This is a genomic window from Pseudoclavibacter sp. CFCC 13611 (assembly GCF_008831225.1).
In the GTDB taxonomy this organism is placed as follows: domain Bacteria; phylum Actinomycetota; class Actinomycetes; order Actinomycetales; family Microbacteriaceae; genus Pseudoclavibacter_A.
In genome coordinates, this window is sequence record NZ_WBKE01000001.1 from 603,549 (window position 1) to 619,052 (window position 15,504).

Below are 15,504 nucleotides of genomic sequence, written 5' to 3' on the forward strand. Positions count from 1 at the left end.
GTGGCTCCTTCGGTCTGGCTCTGCTCCGGTCGCATTGCGTTCGCCCATTCTGTCAGCAGAGACGCCGCTGCGCAGCAGAGGCCTGCGGCATGATTCGGCGCCGGTCACGCTCGAAATGTGGCCAGCCGCCTGCCTGCGGGGTAAACTGAGGTGATGCCAGAGACAGAGATCATCAATCAGCTCGGCCAAGTGCTGGTCGCAGTCGTCACTCCCATGCGCGCCGACGGTGAAGTCGACTGGGCCGGAGTCGAAGCGCTGATCGATGACTGCGTCACCCAAGGCGCCGATGGAATCGTCGTCAGCGGCACGACCGGTGAGACCTCGACGCTCACTGACGCCGAGAAGATCCAGCTGGTTCGCACTGCGAAACAGGTGGCCTCAGGCCGTGCCCGCATCATCTCGGGTGGGCCCTCCAATGAGACGGCGCACGCCATCCAGCTGGCCCGCGAATCCGAGGCCGCCGGGGCCGACGGCATTCTGCTCGTGACCCCGTACTACCTGAAGCCGACGCAGGCGGGCGTGCTCACACACATTCGCATGGTCGCAGACGCCACCGATCTTCCAGTGATGCTCTATGACATCCCCGGGCGTGCTGGCATTCCGCTGACGTACGAGACCATCTCGCGCGCCGCGAAGCATCCCAACGTGGTCGCGGTCAAAGACGCCAAGGGCGACTTCGCACAGGTTTCGCGCGTGCTGAACGAGACCGGCCTGGCCTACTACTCCGGTGACGACACCCATGCGCTGGCGCACGCCGCGCTCGGTGCGGTCGGCGTGGTGAGCGTGACCGCCAACATCGTGTCGGCCGCATACCGCAAGATGTTCGACGCCGTGAACGCCAACGATTTCGCGACTGCGCTCGACGTGCACCGTCAGCTCGAGCCACTGGTGCGGGCGACCATGACGCACATTCCGGGCACGGTGTCGACGAAGTACATCCTGCACGGTCTCGGCAGAATCGGCAGCCCGCGCGTGCGACTGCCGCTGGTCGGTCCAGAAGACGCCGAAGCCGCGCTCATCGAGGCTGACATCGACGCGGTCGAGAGCATTCCCGGTGTCGACTTCACAGATTTCCGCCCCGACCGCAATGCTGCGGCCGGAGGAGCACTGCCGCGCATCCCCGGCGCGGCACGGCGTAACGCCTGAGCAGCACGGCGTCCGCGCCCCGCGCAGCGTGACCAGCGCAGGCTGATCGCGCGACGTTCGCCTGCTCCGGTGACGAGAAGAGATGTACATGTCGTGCACGAGGCACGGCCATGAAGACGCGAGTCTCCACGTTGGAGCCGCACGAAGCACGGGCACGAGTGTGCCCACGGAAGGTCGGATTTGTCCGCTGTAGTCATCAATCAGCCACCGAAACTGCGCAAAGACACTCTGCGCATCATCCCACTGGGCGGCCTCGGCGAGGTCGGACGCAACATGACGGCGTTCGAGCTCAACGGACGTCTGCTCATCGTCGACTGCGGCGTGCTCTTCCCCGAAGACTCACAGCCCGGTGTCGATCTCATCCTGCCTGACTTCGCACCGATCGCCGATCGTCTCGACGACATCGATGCGCTCGTGCTCACTCACGGCCACGAAGACCACATCGGTGCCGTGCCCTACCTGCTCAAACTGCGCGACGACATTCCTCTGATCGGCTCACGTCTGACGCTGGGGCTCACCGAGGCGAAGCTCAAAGAGCACCACATCACTCCAGAGTCGATCGTCGTCGAGGCACGAGACAAACTGACCGTCGGCGAGTTCGTACTCGAGTTCTTCACGGTGACCCATTCGATTCCCGACTGCCTCGCCGTCGCCATGCACACACCGGCCGGCACGCTGCTGCACACCGGTGACATCAAGGTCGACCAGACACCCATCGACGGTCGCGTCACCGACTTCCAGGGCCTGGGACGTCTCGGCGCCGAAGGCGTCGATCTGCTGCTGATGGACTCGACCAACGCCGAGGTGCCGGGGCACTCCGACTCTGAGCGCAGCGTCGGCCCGGCGATCCGCCGTGTGATCAGCGAGGCGAAGCAGCAGGTGATCGTGTCGACGTTCTCGTCGCATGTGCACCGCGTGCAGCAGATCGCAGACGCCGCCATCAAGGCGAGACGCAAGATCGTGCTGGTCGGCCGTTCCATGCTGCGCAACCTGACGATCGCCCGCGAACTGGGATACCTCAACATTCCCGACAACGCCCTGGTCGATCTGAAGAAGGCCGGCAAGATGCCGCGCGAGAAGCTGGTCTACATCTGCACCGGCTCGCAGGGCGAATCGCTGGCCGCGCTGTCTCGCATCGCCAACGGCTCACACCCCTCGATCACCGTCGAGAAGGGCGATACCGTTCTGCTGGCATCGTCGCTGATCCCGGGCAACGAGACTGCGGTCTCTGGTCTGATCAACAACTTGATCGAGAAGGGCGCCGACGTCATCCACAAGGGCAACGCCAAGGTGCACGTCTCGGGCCACGGCAACTCGGGCGAGCTGCTGCAGTGGTACAACGTGGTGCGTCCCCACATGGCGATGCCGGTTCACGGCGAGGTTCGCCATCTGCACGCCAACGCTGGACTGGCGGCTTCGACGGGTGTGAACCCCAAGGGCATCGTCGTGGCGCACTCGGGGTCGGTCATCGATCTGGCAAAGGGTCGAGCGAAGATCACCGGTCAGTACCGCAACGACCACATCTTCGTCGACGGCTCGTCGGTGGGAGAGATCACTGAGGCCGACCTGCGGGATCGGCGCACGCTGAGCGCCGAGGGCTTCATCACGGTGATCATCGGCATCAACATGAACGACGGCCATCTGGTCGTCGGTCCCGAGATTCAGGCGCGCGGCCTTGCCGAAGACGACAAGGTCTTCGACGACGTCGTGCCACGCGTGGAGCGTGCGATCGCAGACGTCTACGCAGAGGGCGAGCGCAACCCGCACGTCATGCAGCAGGTCGTGCGCCGCACCGTCGGCCGGTGGGTCAGCCAGAGGCTTCGCCGCAAGCCGATGATCGTGCCGATCGTGCTTCCAGCCGAGTCGATCGACGACGTCGAGATCGTCACCGAGAGCGACTGATCCAGGGTCTGCCGCTCGGACTCTTCCTGGTGCCGCCAGCGTGTATGCGTGCAAGCGTCTGCGGCTGGCGGTACCGTTGAGGCCATGGCTCGACAACCCCGAACGAAACCCGCCGCGAAGACGGCGAAGACCCGCGTGCTCCAAGACGCGCAGAAGGGCCAGGCCAAGCGCGTGCAGACCGAAGGCGAGGGGTTCGGGCCGTTTGTGAGGCGTGCCTACATGGCGTGCGCGCATGGCGTGGGCGCCGCCGCACGCGCATTCGCTCCCGACAAGGTGCCGGCAGACGAACGCCGCGACGGGTTTCCCTTCGCCCTCTTCGTACTGGCGGTTCTCGGTGTCGTCGTCGAGTGGTTCCTGCCCACCTCAGCCGTCGGGCACGCGCTGCACACCGCAACGTTCGGGGCGCTCTTCGGAGGGTCTGCCACGCTGCTGCCAGTGCTCTTCTTTCTGCTGTGTCTCTGGCTGTTCCACCACCCGGTCAAGGCCGCTGAGACCGGTCGCATCGGCATCGGTCTGGGGCTCTTCGTCGCCATGCTCGCCGGGCTCTGGCAGGTTGCGGCAGGCAACCCCGTTCCAGCTGACGACGGCCTCGAACACGTCGCCCAGGCCGGCGGCATCATCGGCTTCACCGTCGCCTTCCTGCCGATCCGCCTCACGGTCTGGTTCGCTGTGCCGGTGCTCACCGTGCTGCTGCTGCTCTCACTGCTCATTCTCACCAAGACGCCGCCGAACCGCATCATGAGTCGGCTGCGCGAGGCCTATGCCTACATGTTCGGCCTCGATCACAGTGCTTCCCGCGAGGCCGACGAGGCCAAGATGACTCCGGGCGAACAGCTTCCGCCGACACGTCCGCTGCTGGCGAGCGACCGCTCCGAAGAGAGCCCGCAGCAGCCCGGTCGGCGCAGTCGCCCGAGCCGAGCCGAACGCCGTGCGAAGAAGGCCGCCGAGGCAGCCGAGCACGAGGCGATCGAAAGCGCCGAGACGCCTGCCGCAGACGAAGTCGCCGCACTCTTCGACATTCCAGACGAACCCGCCGCGACCGTGCATGCCGCTGACAACACCCACACCGAGGTGCTCAGCGAGGGGGAGCACGGTGCTGCTCCCAGTGACGAACCAGACACCTTTGAACCTGAGCCTGCCTCGTTTGACGACCCAGAGCATCCCTATCAGCTGCCCGAGATCGACCTGCTGAGCAAGGGGGCACCCGCACAGGCACGCACCAAGGTCAATGACGAAGTCATCGCACAGCTGACCGACGTCATGCAGCAGTTCGGCGTCGACGGCAAAGTCACCGGATTCAGCCGAGGCCCGACGGTGACTCGCTACGAGGTCGAACTCGGTCCGGGCGTCAAGGTCGAGCGATTCACTGCGCTCAGCAAGAACATCGCGTATCAGGTGGCCAGCGCCGATGTGCGCATTCTGTCGCCGATTCCCGGAAAATCGGCCATCGGCGTCGAGATTCCGAACCGCGACCGCGAGACGGTGCATCTGGGAGACATCCTGCGATCGCCGGCGGCGCAGAAGAGCCACCATCCGCTGACCATCGGCGTCGGCAAAGACGTCGAAGGCGGCTTCGTGCTGGCGAACCTCGCCAAGATGCCGCATCTGCTGGTGGCCGGCTCGACCGGGTCGGGCAAGTCGAGTTTCGTGAACTCGATGATCACCTCGATCCTGCTGCGGTCCACGCCGGCACAGGTGCGGCTCGTCCTGGTCGACCCGAAGCGTGTGGAACTGTCGAACTACGCCGGAGTGCCTCACCTGATCACCCCGATCATCACCAACCCCAAGCGGGCGGCAGACGCGCTGCAGTGGGTGGTCAAAGAGATGGATCACCGCTACGACGATCTGGCAAACTACGGCTTCAAACACATTGACGACTTCAACAAGGCCGTCGTCAACGGAGAGGTGCAGCCTCCTGCAGGCTCGAAGCGAGTGCTCAGGCCGTATCCCTACCTGCTGGTCGTCGTCGACGAGCTCGCCGACCTGATGATGGTCGCGCCGAAAGACGTCGAAGACTCGATCGTGCGCATCACTCAGCTCGCCCGTGCCAGCGGCATCCACTTGGTGCTTGCGACGCAGCGACCGAGCGTCGACGTGGTCACAGGTCTCATCAAGGCCAACGTTCCGAGCCGTCTCGCGTTCGCCGTGACCAGCGTCACCGACTCCCGCGTGATCCTCGACCAGGCCGGCGCCGACAAGCTGATCGGGCAGGGTGACGCGCTCTTCCTGCCGATGGGTGCCAACAAACCGGCTCGTGTCCAGGGCGCCTGGGTCGAAGAGGGCGAGATCCATGCGATCGTCGATCATGTTCGACAGCAGGCCAACCCGGACTACCGCGAAGACGTCACCGCTGCACCAGAGGCCGAGAAGAAGCACATCGACGCCGACATCGGCAACGATCTCGAAGATCTGCTGGCTGCGGCCGAGCTGATCGTCTCGAACCAGTTCGGCTCGACATCGATGCTGCAGCGCAAGCTGCGCGTCGGCTTTGCCAAAGCCGGGCGTCTGATGGATCTGCTCGAGTCGCGTGACATCGTCGGCCCCTCCGAAGGCTCGAAGGCACGCGATGTGCTGGTGACGCCAGAGTATCTGCCCAACGTCTTGGCCTACCTGCGAGGCGAGCGCGACAGCATCTACGACGCTGATGACGACGGTGCGACGCCAGCCGCGGGCGGCGACGCACCCAGCGGCGGGCATCCGACTGGCTCGGGCGGCGGCACGGCTGGGCAGTCCTATGAGAGCCGCAGCACCCAACACGAGGCGGAGTCAACCGCAACGCGCGGGCACGTCGCCGGCTATGGCGGTCCCGACAACCACGCACCGACGGGACCCGACGCCCGAGGTGTCGATCCCAGCAAACCGGTGCTCTCGAACGATCTTGACGACTTGGACGACGGCCGTCGGCATGGCGGCTCGAGTCAGGACGCCTGGCAGCTGACAGGAAGATGACCCAGATGACCACACCCACCCCGGCGCGCTCGAGCGACGCTCAGCCCTCACCCTGGAACCTGCCGAATGCGATCACGGTCGTGCGCATCCTCTTCGCACCCGTCGTCTTCGTGCTGCTGCTGGTCGACGCGGCCGGGGTGCACGGCGGCGGTCTGCGCTGGTGGGCGACCGTGCTGTTCATTGTGGCGATGGCCTCAGACGGCATCGACGGTCACCTCGCGCGCAGCTGGGGGCAGATCACCGACTTCGGCAAGATCGCCGATCCGATCGCAGACAAGGGCATGACCGGCCTGACACTCATCGGCCTCAGCATCGTCGGCGATGTGTGGTGGGCCGTGACAATCGTCATTCTGCTGCGTGAGATCGGCATCACGATCTATCGCGTCATCGCTCTGCGGTCGCACCTGGTGATTCCCGCCTCGCGTGCCGGCAAGCTCAAGACGGTGGTGCAGTCGGTCGCCATCGCATTTGCCCTCGCCCCCTTCGCGCTCCACGTCGCCTGGTTCCAGTGGATCACATGGGCGCTGCTCGCAGCAGCGGTGCTGCTCACTCTGTACAGCGGCGTCGCCTATGCCGTCGATGCCGTTCGCGGGCACCGAGCGCGCTCGTCTGCCGACGACACCACACAGCCAGGAGGCACCCGATGATGGCAGAACAGCCGATCAGCCGGCAGGGATTCATCATTCAGCACTACACGCGGCTCGGGCTCACCATCGCCGTCGCAGAGTCGCTCACCGCAGGTCTCGTCAGCGGGGCGCTGGCCGATGTGCCCGGCGCATCGAAGGTGCTCGCCGGAGGCATCACGGCCTACCAGACTCCGCTCAAGCACCGCCTGCTCGGCGTCGACAAACAGCTGCTCGAAGAACGCGGCGCGGTCGACCCGCAGGTGGCCGAAGAGATGGCGCTCGGCGTGCGTGAGCGGCTGGCGCAGGGGCCGCTGGTCTCGACCGTGGGCATCTCGACCACGGGAGTCGCCGGCCCCGACTGGCAGGACGACCAGCCTCCGGGCACGGTTTTCATCGGCCTGGCGTCACAGTCCGGCGTGACTCATTTCGCGCATCACTTCGGTGGCAGCCGTCAGGCGATTCGCGAGGCAACGGTCTCGGCCGCCCTCGATCATCTCTGGGAGCACATCGATCTCGGCATGCGCTGATCCGAGTCGCCCTGCTCGACACCCGCTGCACAACTCACCGACAAAGGAGTCATATGGCCATCGATCCGCTCATCTCGACTGACGATGTCGCGGCGCTCATCGACCAGCGCGGGCAGGCGGATGCTCCCCGCCTGGTGCTGCTCGACGTGCGCTGGCAGCTGGGCAATGATCGCACCCATGACGAGTATCTGGCAGGGCATCTGCCCGGAGCGATCTACGTCGACCTCGACGTCGAGCTCGCCGATCCTGCCGCACCAGAGCTCGGGCGGCATCCACTGCCCTCAACCGAACGCTTTCAGCGAGCTGTGCGGAGGTGGGGGCTGCGCCCCGAAGACCTGGTGGTCGTCTATGACGACGTCGGAGGCATCGCCGCGACGCGCGCCTGGTGGCTGCTGCGAGACGCCGGTTTCGAGAACGTTCGACTGCTCGACGGAGTGCTCGCCAAATGGAGAGCCGAGGGTCGGCCGCTGCAGGCAGGCGACGTCGTCGCCGGCGCCGACGGCACGGTGACGGTGCGCTTCGGTCATCTGCCGACCGTCACTATGGACGAGGCGGGCCGTCTGCCACAGCATGGCACGCTGGTCGACATCCGTGCGCGCGAACGCTACCGCGGTGAGAGCGAGCCGGTCGATCCGCAGGCGGGGCACATTCCGGGTGCGGTGAACGCCCCGACCGATGAGAACCTCGCAGACGACGGCACGTTCCGCTCGCCGAACGAGCTGCGCGAGCGCTTTGCCGGTCTCGGCATCGACGGCACGACCTCCGTGGCGGTGCACTGCGGATCTGGCGTGTCAGCGACACACACGATTCTGGCGCTCAGCCTTGCCGGAATCGATGCGGCGCTCTATCCCGGCTCGTGGAGTCAGTGGTCGTCGACGCCCGGACGCCCCGTCACGACTGGCCCGCTGCCCTGACCCGCCTCAGGCGACTGGTCGCCGGGCATCGTCGAACGGCGTCGATCGACGCCCCTGATGAGGCCGATGAGCCAGATCACCAGCGTGATGGCGATCGTGCCGAGCAGCTGCCAGCGAGTCTGTTCGTTCCAGAGCATCAGCCCGGCGAACGCGGCGAGCCCGATGAGCCCGATCCACGACAGCCACGGGTGCCACCACATGCGCAGACTGATCGACCCCTCGCGCTCGAGCTCGCGGTGCAGACGCAGCTGTGACGCGAGCATGCCCGCCCAGACGACCAGCAGCGCAGCGCCGACGAGGTCGAGCAGCACCGTGAAGACCTGACCGGGAATCCACCAGTTGAGGAACACCCCGACCAACGAGAGCACGATCGAGGCCAAGACGGCATTGGTCGGCACTTTGCGTTTCGACAGATGCAGCAGGGGAGCGAACCCCTCACCCTGCGCTGTCAGCGAATAGGCCATGCGCGAGGTCGCGTAGATGTTCGCGTTGAACGCCGACAGCAGCGCGAGGGCGGCGATGATCTGCATGACCGTCGCAATGGCCGGGATGTGAGCCAGCTGCAGCACTGCGACGAACGGGCCGTTCGGGCCGCTGACAGCCGGGTCGTTCCACGGCAGCAGCGTGGCGATGACGAGCATGCTGCCGATGTAGAAGATGAGGATGCGCCAGAAGATGCTCTTGGTCGCCGCGCGGATCGCCTCACGCGGGCGATCGGCCTCGGCAGCGGCGATCGTGATGATCTCGATGCCGCCGAAGCTGAACATCACGGCGAGCAGCCCGGCCGCGACACCGCTGAAGCCCTGCGGAGCGAAGCCGCCGTGTTCGAACAGATTCGAGAAGCCCACCGGGCCGTCGCCCACAACGCCGACGATCAATGCGACGCCGATGATCAGGAAGACCACGACGGTGACGACCTTGACCCCCGAGAGCCAGAACTCGAACTCGCCGAAGTTGCGAACGCCCCAGAGATTGACCGCCGCGAACGAGACCACGAAGATCAGCGCCCAGCACCACTGCGGCACTGCGGGAATCAGCGAGTTGAGAATGCCGGCGGCCCCGCTGATCTCGGCGATGAGCACCATGATCAGCAGAAACCAGTACAGCCAGCCGAGGGTGAACCCGGCCTTCTTGTTGAACGCCTGTGACGCGTAGGTGGCGAACGAGCCGGTCGAGGGGCGTGCTGAGACCATCTCGGCGACGGCGCGCATCACGATGAGCACGAGAACGCCGGCGACGGCGTAGGAGACGATGATCGCGGGCCCCGCCATCGCGATGCCTGCCCCGCTGCCGAGAAAGAGGCCGGCGCCGATGGCCGAGCCCAGACCCATCATGGTCAGGTGTCTCGTGCGAAAGCCGCTTCTCGCCTTCGTCGTGCTCGAGCTCGTCTCTGTGCTCGTCTGCCCGTCCTGCATTGGATTCCTCGTCTCTCGGTCGGCGCAGCCAGGCTGTCGGAGGCCGCGGTGAAGCTGGGAACGAGAGGTTCCGCTCCTCGGTGCGCCGCATGGATCTTGGACGAGTCTAGTGCCGGGGCAGCTGCGCGTGACCGGAGAGCGGCGCCGGCCCCGCAAGGGCGGCACACTGTTACGTCGTGCGTCGGCTCGACGGATGCCGGCTGACGTGTGCGGGTATGGTCACCGAGAACGAACGGAGAGGTGCAGGATGGCACAGCAGGAGAGCAAAGCCTACGGCAGGGTCTATCGAGAGAGCACCCCAGATGTGCTCAAAGCGTTTGGCGCGTTCAACGACACCGTGTTCTCGGTGCAGCGTGAGATCCCGGTCAAGTATCTCGAGCTGATCGCCCTGGGAGTGGCGTTCACAACTCAGTGCGAGTTCTGCATCGAGGGGCACACTGCACGAGCGATCGACGCGGGCGCGACCGACGTCGAGCTGGCCGAAGCCGCGTGGGTCGCCGCGGCTCTGCGTGCAGGCGGAGCCTATGCCCACGGCAGGCTCGCATTCCAGGCGGCCGACGCACACGGCCACTGAGGAGGGCTTGGAATCTCGTCCGGCATGCTGCTGCGACGGATTAGAGAGCACACGGGCGTTCCACGGCGACGAACTCGTGTCGCAGACGCGGGAATAGCGTGTGGTGCACCTTCGTTGTACCAACAGAACCCCATGGCCTTCAGTAATTGTGCATGAGCTGTCACTCTGCATACCTTGTAACAGGGGTGGGCTACTCTGGTTCGTAGCCGCAACAGCCAGGCTCAAGCGGGCCGGAGAGGAGAACCGATGGTATTGCTTCGCCAGGAGCTCGGTGATGTGCTCCGGGATCTGCGACAGGAACGGGGCCACACGCTTCGCCAGGTGGCCGGTCGGGCAAGCGTTGCGCTCGGGTACCTCAGCGAGGTCGAGCGCGGGCAGAAAGAGGCGTCGAGCGAGATTCTCGCGTCGGTTGCCGACGCGCTTGATGTGCCGGTCTCGCAGATCATGCGTCAGGTGAGTGATCGCATGGCCACGCTCGAGGGCATCACTGCGCATCCCTTCGACGATATGTCGGGCATCCCCGACACGATTCCTGACGAGCTGCTCGACGACGTCGATCGCTACGTTCCTTCAGCGCGCTGAGCTCAGCCGATGCGCAACAGCCAGTTCTGGGAGTTTGTCGAGAACGAGTTCGGCAGCGCGTACGGGCAGGTGCTGGTCGATGACCTTGTGCTGGGTGCCTGCGGCGACGTGACCGGCAGAGTCGCGTTGGCCAGAGGCGATGAGCCTCGTGAGGTCTGGCTGGCGCTGTGCGCCGCAGCAGACGTGCCCAAAAGCCGGTGGCATGGCGTCGACCCCAAAACGGCCAAGAATCGGATGCGCTCCTGACGCGCCGCCGTCTCGTGTCGAATCCTCAGGTCTGTGACGAGGAGTCGAACGCTGGAGACACGCAGAGTGGTCTTCGAACATATCTTCGAATCTTCTGCTAACGTTCTCTGCAGAGCGCGTCGTCGCCAGTCTGCTTCTCCACAGACAAGTCGACGTCGTACAGGAATGTCAGTGGTCGGCTCTAACGTGATCTTCATCACAGAATGTGAACGTCGACCAGAGATGAGGAAGCACATGGCTGCAGCAAATGATCGTCATAAGGCGCTTGACACAGCGCTGGCACAGATCGACCGCCAATTTGGCAAGGGGTCGGTCATGCGGTTGGGCAGCGACGAGCGTGCACCTGTCGAGGTGATTCCCACGGGGTCGATCGCACTTGACGCCGCGCTCGGCATCGGCGGGCTGCCGAGAGGCCGAATCGTCGAGATCTACGGCCCTGAGTCCTCGGGTAAGACCACAGTGGCTCTGCACGCACTCGCCAATGCGCAGAAGAACGGCGGCATCGCTGCGTTCATCGACGCCGAGCATGCGCTCGATCCTGACTACGCTCACAAGCTTGGCGTCGACATCGACCAGCTGCTCGTCTCTCAGCCCGACACCGGTGAGCAAGCGCTTGAGATTGCCGACATGCTGATCCGCTCGGGGTCGATCGACGTCATCGTCATCGACTCGGTGGCTGCGTTGGTTCCGCGAGCCGAGCTCGAGGGCGACATGGGCGACTCGCACGTGGGTCTGCAGGCACGACTGATGAGCCAGGCCCTGCGAAAGCTGACCGGTGCGCTTTCGCATTCGAAGACCACGGCGATCTTCATCAACCAGCTGCGTGAAAAAGTCGGTGTGTTCTTCGGCAGCCCCGAGACCACCTCAGGCGGAAAGGCACTGAAGTTCTATGCATCGGTGCGCCTTGACATCCGTCGCATCGAGACTCTGAAAGACAGCGGCAGCGCAGTGGGCAACCGCACACGAGTCAAAGTCGTCAAGAACAAGATGGCTCCGCCGTTCAAGCAGGCCGAGTTCGACATTCTCTACGGCGAAGGCATCTCTCGTGAGGGCGGTCTGATCGACTACGGTGTCGACAACGGCTTCGTGCGCAAGTCTGGGGCATGGTACACCTACGAAGGTGAGCAGCTCGGTCAGGGCAAAGAGAACGCTCGACAGTTTCTCAAAGACCACGCCGAGATCGCCAATGAGATCGAGACTAAGATCAAGGTCAGTCTGGGCATCATCGAAGCTCCAGAATCCGCAGAAGAGTCGAATGTCGAATCGCTCGACGACAAGCGTGTGGCAAAAGAGGCCTGATGAGCGACGACAACGTCGTCAGTCTGGGGGCCTGGCGCAGAGATGCTGACGACCGGTCTGAACAGACTGCGACTGCTTCCAACCATCGGCAGCAGAGCGCTGACGCCTCTGTGGTCTCGCTTTCTCCTCGAGTTCGCGCTGCGCAGGGCCGAGGTCAGGCCCACGCAGAGGCGCAGACGCAGACATCAGCTGCAGGCCCGACAGACGAAACCGAGCATCACGCCGACGAGCTCGAGGCTGAGGGTGCGCTCGCCGGCGCAGCCGACGCGGCGACAGCCCTCGGCGAAATGCTCGGAGCCGATCCTGAACTGCTGCAGGCCCGAGCCGAACTCGACCGTCTGCTGACGCGTCGAGACCGAACGGAGTCAGAACTCCGAGGTGCGCTGTACGCACACGAGATCGCTCCGGCAGCGGTCGACGCCGTGATCGCCGAAGCACAGCAGCGCGGCGACATCGACGACCGTCAGATCGCTCAGGACATCGCAGAGCAGATTCTGCGTCGTCGAGGCCAGGGCACGATCGTCATCCGACGTGCACTCGAAGAGCGCGGGCTTGACCGCTCGGTCATCGACGACACACTCGCCGACCTCGACGGCGATCAGCAGGTCGATCGTGCTGAGGCCTTGGCCCGCAAGCGACTGCGCAGTCTGGGTGCCCAGACCCCCTCGGCTCAACGCCAGCGGCTTTCGGCGACGCTGCAGCGCAAAGGCTTCGACTCTGAGACGGTTCATCTTGCCATCGCCAGGGTGCTTGGCTAGGTTCGCCGAGGCGGCACCTCTGCAGAGCGTCTCGTGGCGTACGAGCCGCGCAGAACGGAGACTTTCTGCCGTATCACCGACGTCGCCTAGAATGACTTCATCATGAGCACCATCGAACAGAGCGCACCACACACCGACCAGCCCCGCACCTACGAGGTGCGCTCGTTCGGCTGCCAGATGAACGTGCACGACTCCGAGCACCTGCGTGGATCACTCGAGGCTGCCGGCTATGTCGAGGCAGACGGGCAGGAGCCCGACGTCATCGTGCTCAACACCTGCGCTGTGCGTGAGAACGCCGACAATCGCCTCTACGGCAATCTCGGCTACCTGGCCTCGGTGAAACGGGAGCACGAGGGTATGCAGATCGCCGTCGGCGGCTGTCTCGCTCAGAAAGATCAGGGGCGCATCATCGAGAAGGCCCCTTGGGTCGACGTGGTCTTCGGCACTCACAACATGGGCTCGCTGCCGGTGCTGCTCGAACGTGCGCGACACAATCATGAGGCGCAGGTCGAGATTCTGGAATCGCTTGAGGTCTTTCCGTCGACGCTGCCGAGCAAGCGGGAGTCTCATGCGTCCGGGTGGGTCTCTATCTCGGTGGGCTGCAACAACACATGCACGTTCTGCATCGTGCCGTCACTGCGTGGCAAAGAGAGAGACCGCCGGCCGGGCGACGTGCTGAGCGAGGTCGGAGCTCTTGTCGATCAGGGCGTGATCGAGGTCACGCTGCTCGGGCAGAACGTGAACTCATATGGCGTCGGCTTCGGAGACCGCAAGGCCTTCGGCAAGCTGCTGCGCACCGCCGGTGCGATCGACGGGCTTGAGCGTCTGCGGTTCACCAGCCCGCATCCGGCCATGTTCACCGCCGACGTCATCGATGCGATGGCCGACACGCCCTCAGTCATGCCGCAGCTGCACATGCCACTGCAGTCGGGCTCAGACAGAGTTCTCAAAGCCATGCGCCGGTCGTACCGCAGCGCCAAGTTCCTGCGCATCCTCGACGATGTTCGCGACCGCATGCCTGACGCCGCCATCAGCACAGACATCATCGTCGGGTTTCCGGGCGAGACCGACGAAGACTTCGAACAGACTCTCGAGGTGGTGCGCAAGTCGCGCTTCGCCAGTGCGTTCACCTTCCAGTACTCGATTCGTCCCGGTACTCCGGCGGCCACTATGCCAGATCAGGTGCCGAAGGCTGTGGTCCAAGAGCGCTATGAGCGACTGGTCGAAGTGCAGAACCAGATCTCGCTCGAAGAGAACCGCCACCAGATCGGCCGCAGCGTCGAGGTGCTGGTCGCGCCCGCCGAGGGACGCAAAGATCACGCGAATCATCGTCTTAGCGGTCGCGCCGCAGACAACCGCCTCGTCCACTTCAGCGTGCCGGCCGGTGCAGATGCGCCTCGTCCCGGCGATTTCGTGACGGTTCCGGTGACCGACGCTGCGCCTTTCCACCTGCTGGCCGATCCTCGAGAAGACCAGTATCGGGTGCGCCGCACCGTATCCGGCGATGCCTGGGAGGCCGCCGAAGCCGATGCCTGCGCCGTCGACGACGGACGAGTCAGTCTCGGCATGCCGAGCATTCCGATCAGAGCGACCACCGCATCCTGATGGCGCTGACCGTCATCGCAGGCGCCACCGCCACAGGAAAGAGCGCGCTGGCCGTCGACGTCGCTCTCGCACTGCGCGAGCAGGGCATCCCCAGTGAGATCGTCAACGCCGATGCGATGCAGGTCTACCGTGGCATGAACATCGGCACGGCGAAGATCACGGGGCTCGAACGTCGTGGCGTGCCGCACCATCTGTTCGATGAGCTCGACATCACAGAAGAGGCGACAGCGGCCTGGTTCCGAGAACGTGCCAGAACCGTCATCTCCGAGATGCAGCAGCGCGGCGTTCATCCCATCATGGTGGGCGGGTCGGGGTTCTACATCGAGGCCGTCATCCATCAGCAGCAGATGCCCGGAACCGACCCGGCCATTCGATCGCGTCTCGAGCAGCAGACAGCAGATCTCACCGACGAACAGCTGCACGATCTGCTGCGTGAAGTCGATCCGATCGCGGCGGATCGCATCGACCAGCGCAACAGACGTCGCGTCATCAGAGCCATCGAAGTGTTTGAGCTCACCGGCAGACCATTCAGTTCGTTCCGCGCGGATGCCGCCGAGCTGTGGCAGCCCACGAGGCTCTTCGTGCTCGAAGACGAGCGTGCCGTACTGAACGCGCGCATCGCCGAGCGCACCCAGGCGATGTGGCGCGGCGGAATGCTCGACGAGGTTCGCACCCTGGATCGGCAGGGGCTCGCCACCAGCCCGACGGCGATTCACGCCACGGGGTATCGTGAGGCGCTCGAACAGCTGCACGGCCGCTGCTCCGAGACCCAGGCCGTCGAAGACACCGTGCTCGCCACGACGAGACTCGTCAAGAAGCAGCGCACCTGGTTTCGGCGATACCATGATGCTGTGCGGCTGCACACCGGAGACCCTGGGAACATCCGATGCATCGCCGAAGCTGTGGCTGACGACCTCGCACATGACGTCGATGCCCGGCCAGATCATGAAACGGAGTGACG

The 15,504-nt window shown here is 64.8% G+C and carries 14 protein-coding genes; 13 read left to right on the forward strand and 1 reads right to left on the reverse strand.

The features are described 5' to 3' along the window. The first annotated feature begins 153 nt into the window (after nt 1-153). From dapA to F8O08_RS02650, 6 genes are all read left to right on the forward strand, one after another. A complete protein-coding gene (gene dapA, locus F8O08_RS02625; RefSeq protein ID WP_158038368.1) occupies nt 154-1,146 on the forward strand; it encodes a 4-hydroxy-tetrahydrodipicolinate synthase in 993 nt (330 codons plus the stop codon). 180 nt (nt 1,147-1,326) lie between these two features. Continuing rightward, the gene (locus F8O08_RS02630) at nt 1,327-3,048 is read left to right on the forward strand and encodes a ribonuclease J (protein WP_225732850.1); all 1,722 of its coding nucleotides are present in this window, start codon (nt 1,327-1,329) and stop codon (nt 3,046-3,048) included. A gap of 84 nt (nt 3,049-3,132) precedes the next feature. Next, nucleotides 3,133-5,997 (forward strand): DNA translocase FtsK, encoded by a 2,865-nt coding sequence (locus tag F8O08_RS02635; protein ID WP_158038367.1) that lies wholly within the window; start codon nt 3,133-3,135, stop codon nt 5,995-5,997. A gap of 5 nt (nt 5,998-6,002) precedes the next feature. Beyond that, nucleotides 6,003-6,644, forward strand: a complete 642-nt coding sequence (pgsA, locus tag F8O08_RS02640) for a CDP-diacylglycerol--glycerol-3-phosphate 3-phosphatidyltransferase (protein WP_158038366.1) — start codon at nt 6,003-6,005, stop codon at nt 6,642-6,644. Continuing rightward, entirely contained in the window at nt 6,641-7,150 is a 510-nt protein-coding gene (locus F8O08_RS02645) for a CinA family protein (RefSeq protein ID WP_225733460.1), read from the forward strand. The genes pgsA and F8O08_RS02645 overlap by 4 nt, the downstream gene beginning before the upstream one ends. A 53-nt stretch (nt 7,151-7,203) precedes the next feature. Then, nucleotides 7,204-8,064, forward strand: coding sequence for a sulfurtransferase (locus F8O08_RS02650; protein WP_158038365.1), 861 nt, complete (start codon nt 7,204-7,206; stop codon nt 8,062-8,064). Here F8O08_RS02650 and F8O08_RS02655 read toward each other — a convergent pair. After that, nucleotides 8,013-9,398, reverse strand: coding sequence for an amino acid permease (locus F8O08_RS02655; RefSeq protein WP_225733459.1), 1,386 nt, complete (start codon nt 9,396-9,398; stop codon nt 8,013-8,015). The two genes, F8O08_RS02650 and F8O08_RS02655, sit on opposite strands and share 52 nt — an antisense overlap. A 328-nt stretch (nt 9,399-9,726) precedes the next feature. Between F8O08_RS02655 and F8O08_RS02660 the strand changes: the two genes are divergently transcribed. From F8O08_RS02660 to miaA, 7 genes are all read left to right on the forward strand, one after another. Further along, a complete protein-coding gene (locus tag F8O08_RS02660) occupies nt 9,727-10,053 on the forward strand; it encodes a carboxymuconolactone decarboxylase family protein (RefSeq protein ID WP_158038363.1) in 327 nt (108 codons plus the stop codon). 246 nt (nt 10,054-10,299) lie between these two features. Beyond that, nucleotides 10,300-10,635 (forward strand): helix-turn-helix domain-containing protein, encoded by a 336-nt coding sequence (locus tag F8O08_RS02665; RefSeq protein ID WP_158030947.1) that lies wholly within the window; start codon nt 10,300-10,302, stop codon nt 10,633-10,635. A 9-nt stretch (nt 10,636-10,644) separates the two neighbouring features. Beyond that, entirely contained in the window at nt 10,645-10,881 is a 237-nt protein-coding gene (locus F8O08_RS02670) for a DUF3046 domain-containing protein (protein ID WP_158038362.1), read from the forward strand. Between the two features lie 234 nt (nt 10,882-11,115). Then, nucleotides 11,116-12,180, forward strand: coding sequence for a recombinase RecA (gene recA / locus F8O08_RS02675; protein ID WP_158038361.1), 1,065 nt, complete (start codon nt 11,116-11,118; stop codon nt 12,178-12,180). Beyond that, nucleotides 12,180-12,938 carry a regulatory protein RecX gene (locus F8O08_RS02680; RefSeq protein ID WP_158042470.1) on the forward strand — a complete coding sequence of 253 codons (759 nt, stop codon included), beginning with the start codon at nt 12,180-12,182 and terminating at the stop codon, nt 12,936-12,938. Before recA ends, F8O08_RS02680 begins: the two co-directional genes overlap by 1 nt. 102 nt (nt 12,939-13,040) lie before the next feature. Further along, entirely contained in the window at nt 13,041-14,543 is a 1,503-nt protein-coding gene (gene miaB, locus F8O08_RS02685; protein ID WP_158038359.1) for a tRNA (N6-isopentenyl adenosine(37)-C2)-methylthiotransferase MiaB, read from the forward strand. Continuing rightward, nucleotides 14,543-15,502 carry a tRNA (adenosine(37)-N6)-dimethylallyltransferase MiaA gene (miaA, locus tag F8O08_RS02690; RefSeq protein WP_158042471.1) on the forward strand — a complete coding sequence of 320 codons (960 nt, stop codon included), beginning with the start codon at nt 14,543-14,545 and terminating at the stop codon, nt 15,500-15,502. The genes miaB and miaA overlap by 1 nt, the downstream gene beginning before the upstream one ends. Nucleotides 15,503-15,504: the final 2 nt, after the last annotated feature.

What these genes read in the sequence shown, in the direction of transcription:
- dapA (WP_158038368.1), top strand. Translation starts at nt 154, where the DNA reads ATGCCAGAGACAGAGATCATCAATCAGCTCGGCCAAGTGCTGGTCGCA.
- F8O08_RS02635 (WP_158038367.1), top strand. Translation starts at nt 3,133, where the DNA reads ATGGCTCGACAACCCCGAACGAAACCCGCCGCGAAGACGGCGAAGACC.
- pgsA (WP_158038366.1), top strand. Translation starts at nt 6,003, where the DNA reads ATGACCACACCCACCCCGGCGCGCTCGAGCGACGCTCAGCCCTCACCC.
- F8O08_RS02645 (WP_225733460.1), top strand. Translation starts at nt 6,641, where the DNA reads ATGATGGCAGAACAGCCGATCAGCCGGCAGGGATTCATCATTCAGCAC.
- F8O08_RS02650 (WP_158038365.1), top strand. Translation starts at nt 7,204, where the DNA reads ATGGCCATCGATCCGCTCATCTCGACTGACGATGTCGCGGCGCTCATC.
- F8O08_RS02655 (WP_225733459.1), bottom strand. Translation starts at nt 9,398, where the DNA reads ATGATGGGTCTGGGCTCGGCCATCGGCGCCGGCCTCTTTCTCGGCAGC.
- F8O08_RS02660 (WP_158038363.1), top strand. Translation starts at nt 9,727, where the DNA reads ATGGCACAGCAGGAGAGCAAAGCCTACGGCAGGGTCTATCGAGAGAGC.
- F8O08_RS02665 (WP_158030947.1), top strand. Translation starts at nt 10,300, where the DNA reads ATGGTATTGCTTCGCCAGGAGCTCGGTGATGTGCTCCGGGATCTGCGA.
- F8O08_RS02670 (WP_158038362.1), top strand. Translation starts at nt 10,645, where the DNA reads ATGCGCAACAGCCAGTTCTGGGAGTTTGTCGAGAACGAGTTCGGCAGC.
- recA (WP_158038361.1), top strand. Translation starts at nt 11,116, where the DNA reads ATGGCTGCAGCAAATGATCGTCATAAGGCGCTTGACACAGCGCTGGCA.
- F8O08_RS02680 (WP_158042470.1), top strand. Translation starts at nt 12,180, where the DNA reads ATGAGCGACGACAACGTCGTCAGTCTGGGGGCCTGGCGCAGAGATGCT.
- miaB (WP_158038359.1), top strand. Translation starts at nt 13,041, where the DNA reads ATGAGCACCATCGAACAGAGCGCACCACACACCGACCAGCCCCGCACC.
- miaA (WP_158042471.1), top strand. Translation starts at nt 14,543, where the DNA reads ATGGCGCTGACCGTCATCGCAGGCGCCACCGCCACAGGAAAGAGCGCG.